A 4,256-nucleotide genomic window follows, 5' to 3' on the forward strand; every position below is an offset into this window, starting at 1 on the left:
CCGAGCTGCGCGACGGGGCGCTCGTGGCCCAGCTCGCGGCCATGGTCGCGGACGAGCTCGGCGTCGCGGCCGAGGAAGTTGGCGCCCGCACGCCCCTCGGCGAGCTCGGTATGAGCTCGGTCGGCTTCACGGCCCTCAGCGCGGCCCTGCGGGCCCGCTACGCCGTCGAGATCTATCCCACGGTCTTCTACCGCCACACGACCCTGGCGGCCCTGACGGACCACCTGTGGGCCGAGCATCGCGCCGCGCTCGAGGCCCACTTCGGTGCGCGCGATCGTGTTCCCGTCGCGGCTGTCGGCGCGCCCGTGGAGGCCGGAGCCAGCGCGGGCGAGGCGGGCGAGGGCGCCCGTGCGGCGGGCGACGACGACATCGCGATCGTCGGCATGGCTGGGCGGCTGCCGGGGTCCGAGGATCTCGACGACTTTTGGCGTCAGCTCGTCGCGGGAGCGGACCTCGTCACCGAGATTCCAGCCGAGCGCTGGGACTGGCGCGAGGTCGCCGGCTCGCGCTCGCGCTGGGGCGGCTTCGTGCCCGACGTCGCGCGCTTCGACGCGGCCTTCTTTGGCATCTCGCCGCGCGAGGCCGAGCTCATGGACCCGCAGCAACGCTTCATGCTCGAGCTGACCTGGGCGGCGCTGGAGGACGCGGGCTACGACCCGCGCGCGCTGGCTGGACAGCGGGTGGGGGTGTTCTTCGCGGTGACCAACTCCGACTATCTCGAGGTCCAGCGCCGCCACGGTCGCGGGCCCGAGGGCCACACGCTGACGGGCGCCGCGCTGTCGATCATCCCCAACCGGGTGAGCTACGTGCTCGACCTGCGCGGGCCGAGCGTCGCGGTGGACACGGCCTGCTCGGGCTCGCTGACCGCCGTGCATCAGGCCAGCGCGGCGCTGCGCGAGGGCAGCTGCGACATCGCGCTCGCCGGCGGCGTCAGCTTGATCCTCTCGCCGACGATCTACGAGGCCCTCAGCCGCGGCGAGATGCTCAGCCCCGACGGTCGGTGTCGGGCCTTCGACAGCCGGGCCAACGGCTACGTCCGCGGCGAGGGTGCTGGCGTCGTCGTGCTCGAGCGCGCCGAGCGAGCGGCGCGCGTGGGCAGCCCCGTGCACGCGCTGATCAAGGCGGTGGCGATCAGCCACGGCGGGCGGACCTCATCGTTGACCGCACCCAACCCCGACGCCCAGACCGACCTCCTCGTCCATGCCTACCGCGAGGCCGGCGTGCCGGTCGAGACCGTGGGCTACATCGAGGCCCACGGCACGGGCACGGCGCTCGGCGACCCGATCGAGACCATGGGGTTGAGCGAGGCCTTCCGTCGGCTCGAGGTCGAGCGCAGCGAGGGCGCGGGCGCCTGCGTGATCGGCTCGGTCAAGAGCAACATCGGCCACCTCGAGGCGGCCGCTGGGATCGCGGGGCTGTTCAAGGCCGTGCTCGCCATGCGCCACGCGACGATCCCCGCGAGCCTGCACATCGAGACCCCCAACCCCATGCTCGAGCTCGACGCGGGCTTCGAGCTCGCCGATTCGACTCGGGAGTGGCCGGCGCCGCGGGATCGCGAGGGCCGCGAGCTGGCCCGCCGCGCGGGCGTGAGCTCGTTCGGCTTCGGCGGGGCCAACGCCCACGTGGTCCTGGAACAAGCGCCACATCGGCCCACGCCGCAGCGCAGCGGCCGAGCGGAGCTCGTCGTGCTGTCGGCGCGGACGCCCGAGGCCCTGCGCGAGACCGCCGCGCGCTTGCTCGCGCACCTCGACGCCTGCGCGGACGAGGCGGCGCCGAGCCTGGCGGATCTCGCCCACACGCTCCAGTCCGGACGCGACGCGATGCGCCATCGGCTCGCGCTGGTCGTCGACGATCTCGCGGGCTTGGGCGCCGAGCTGCGCGCCCACCTCGACGGCCGGCCGAGCCGTGTGCGAGTCGGCGAGGTCGAGGGTCAACGCGAGGGGCCCCAGGCTGGGGACGAGGACCTCGCCGATGCCTGGGTCCGCGGGGGGTCCGTCGACTGGCGGACGATCCACAACGGGGCCGCGCGCCGCCGCGTGCACTTGCCGAGCTACCCCTTCGCCCGGACTCGCCACTGGGTCCGTGGGGAGTCGCTCGCGCCCGCGCGGGCGAGCGGGCCGCGGCTCCACCCAACCTTGCTCGACGCCAACGTCTCGAGCTTCCGCGAGCACGCGTTTCGCAAGACGCTCACGCGCCGCGAGTTCTACCTGCGTGATCACCTCGTCGCGGGTCGGCTCGTGCTCCCCGGGGTCGTCTACCTCGAGATGGCCCGGCTCGCGGGCGAGCTCGCGGCCGCGAGCGAGGTCCGCGTGGTCGAGGATCTCGTGTGGGCCACGCCGGTGAGCCTCGACGACGACGAGGCGGCCGAACTCGAGCTGACCGTCGGCCTGACAAAGACCGCGGACGGGGCCCGCTTCGAGGTCCGCAGCGAGGTCGGCGTCCACGCCAACGGCGAGCTGCGCTTCGCCGCGACCACGCCCCGGCCCGCGCCCGTTGATCTCGAGGCCGTGCGCGCGCGCTGCCCCAAGGTCTACGACGGGGCCAGCTGCTACGAGGCATTCACCCGCCTCGGCTTTGCGTACGGCCCGAGCCTGCGGGCGCTCGAGCGCTACACCGAGGGCCAGGGCGAGGCCTTGGCCTCGCTCCGGCTGCCGCGATCGTCCGCGGCCGAGGTCGGCGACTACACCTTCCATCCGGCGCTGTTCGACGCGGCCTTGCAGGCAGCGGGTCGGCTCGCGCCCGGGGCGAGCACGGGCTCGGGCGAGCTGGTCTTCATGCCCTTCTCGCTCGGGGCCGTACGTCGCTACGCGCCGCTACCGGACCAAGTCCACGCCCACGTTCGCGTCGCGTCCACGGGCGCGAGCAAGGGCGTGCTCGCCTTCGACGTCGCGCTGCTCGACAGCGAGGGGGGCGTGTGCGCGAGCATTGAGCGCTTCACGCTTCGCGCGATCCCAAGTGGCGTCCACGCGTTCGAGCGCGGCTGGGCGCCCGCGCCCGCGGACCCGCGGGCCGCTCTTCTCGAGGGGGCCGCGCTGGTCCTCGACGCGGGCTCCGAGGGCGACGCGCTCGTCGCTGCGCTGCGCGAGCTCGGGCTCGACGCTCGCCGGGTCGCGCTCGGGCCGAAGCTCGAGCTCGAGCCGCTGTTGGCGAGCTTGCCCGCGGGCCCCGTGCACATCGTGCATCTCGCCGGCGACCACCCCGACACGCGGGCGGCCGTCGACCAGGGCCTGCACGCTGCGATGGCGCTGGTTCAGGCCTGGCAGCGGGAGCGGCGGGGTCCACTGCGCTACCTCTACGCCTACCGCGAGCTCGCGGCCTCGCCGGCGTCACCGGCGATGGCGGCGTTCGGGCGCTGCGTCCACCTCGAGCACCCCGAGATCGACTTTGGTGTCGTGGCGGTGGCGGAGGCCGGCTTCGTCGAGGCTGTGGTCGCGCAGCTGAAGGCGCCGCCCGAGGTCGAGCTGCGTGTGGGGCGGGGCGGTCGTACGCGGCGCAGCTGGGCGCAGGTCGAGCTGCCGCAGGTCGAGGCGTCGATCTTCGCCCGCGCGGGGGCCCACTTGATCAGCGGCGGGACCGGAGCCCTGGGCCTGCTGCTCGCCGAACACATCGCCGGGGTCCGACGTGCGCAGGGGGGGAGCGAACGGGGGGGCGAGAGGGGAGGCGAGGGGGGGATCGTGCTGATCGCTCGTCGCCAGCCCTCGGCGCGAGCTCGGGCGCGAGCCGCAGCGATCGGGGCCGAGATCGTCCAAGCCGACGTCAGCGACGCCGCGGCCGTTCACGCCCTCGTCGCCGACGCGCGCCGCCGCCACGGACAGATCTGCGGGGTGCTGCATGCCGCGGGCGAGCTGCGCGACGGCCTCTTGGTCCGCAAGTCCGCGGCCGACGTCGAGGCGGTGCTCGCAGCCAAGGTCCAGGGCACCGTCCACCTCGACGAGGCCACGCGCGACGACGCCCTCGATTACTTCGCAATGTTCTCGTCGGCGGCCGCGGCGTTCGGCAACGTCGGTCAGAGCGACTACGCCTTCGCCAACGCGTTCATGGACGCGTTCGCGGTCCAGCGCGAGCTGTTGCGCAGGGCTGGCGCTCGTCGGGGCCGGAACCTGGCCGCGGCGTGGCCGGTGTGGGCCGAGGGCGGGATGCGGATCGACAGCCGGGCCGAGGCCTACATGGAGCGCGTGCTCGGCATGCGCCCCGTGCCCACGCGGGCGGGCCTCGACGCGCTCGAGCGCGCGCTCGCGGGCGACGCTCCCCACCTG

At 74.3% G+C, this 4,256-nt stretch carries 1 protein-coding gene; it reads left to right on the forward strand.

The genetic code is table 11. The annotated features are described in order from the left end of the window. Positions 1-4,256, forward strand: a 4,256-nt coding sequence (locus DB30_RS40150) for an SDR family oxidoreductase (RefSeq protein WP_146662854.1), incomplete at both ends; no start/stop codon positions are given.

The sequence above is a fragment of the Enhygromyxa salina genome (assembly GCF_000737335.2).
Taxonomy (GTDB): Bacteria; Myxococcota_A; Polyangia; order Nannocystales; family Nannocystaceae; genus Plesiocystis; species Plesiocystis salina_C.